This is a genomic window from Agrobacterium sp. CFBP 3001 (assembly GCF_027871605.1).
Classification (GTDB): Bacteria; Pseudomonadota; Alphaproteobacteria; order Rhizobiales; family Rhizobiaceae; genus Agrobacterium; species Agrobacterium leguminum.
In genome coordinates this window covers 1-573 of sequence record NZ_JAQAHD010000063.1, presented here as the reverse complement: position 1 = coordinate 573, position 573 = coordinate 1, and the positions used below count along the sequence as shown (strand labels likewise).

At 50.8% G+C, this 573-nt stretch carries 1 rRNA gene; it reads right to left on the bottom strand.

What is annotated here, in order from left to right:
• Positions 1 to 135 (bottom strand): 23S ribosomal RNA (locus PH605_RS25305); the annotation flags it as partial.
• Between the last annotated feature and the right edge of the window lie 438 nt (positions 136 to 573).

Here is a 573-nt window from a genome sequence, read left to right as displayed (position 1 = left end):
TAAGGTGGGTTGCCCCATTCGGAGATCCATGGATCAAAGCTTATTCGCAGCTCCCCACGGCTTTTCGCAGCGTATCACGTCCTTCTTCGCCTGTGCATGCCAAGGCATCCACCAAATGCCCTTAATTCACTTCTTCGTTCTCATTGTCTATGCTCATCATCAAGTCGTCATCCCGAAGGGATGAACGACAAATCCGGTTACCTTTTACAACCAGATCAGGTCACGATGACATCGACGTGTCGGTATGGTCTTCCTTGAGGGCACGCCGGTGCACCTCGAAGCCATACCATTAAGACCAGCTTCTCGAGATATCATCCGGTGATGCGCGGTCAGGCAACACCAATCCAGCATCTTCATCAGAGGAACCAAGGTTCCAACAACAAAAATGCCTCGGACAAGCTTTCCTTCCTACCTCCAATCCCTCCGCCAATTCCGGCCGACTAAGCCATCTCATGGTTTCTCTGGGACTGGGCTCGGACGCTTCAAACCACAAGGGCTCAAAACACCTGGAAGCTTCCAGACATATCTTCTCTTCACAATGTATTCAGAACAGGCATCAATCCTTAGCAGGAC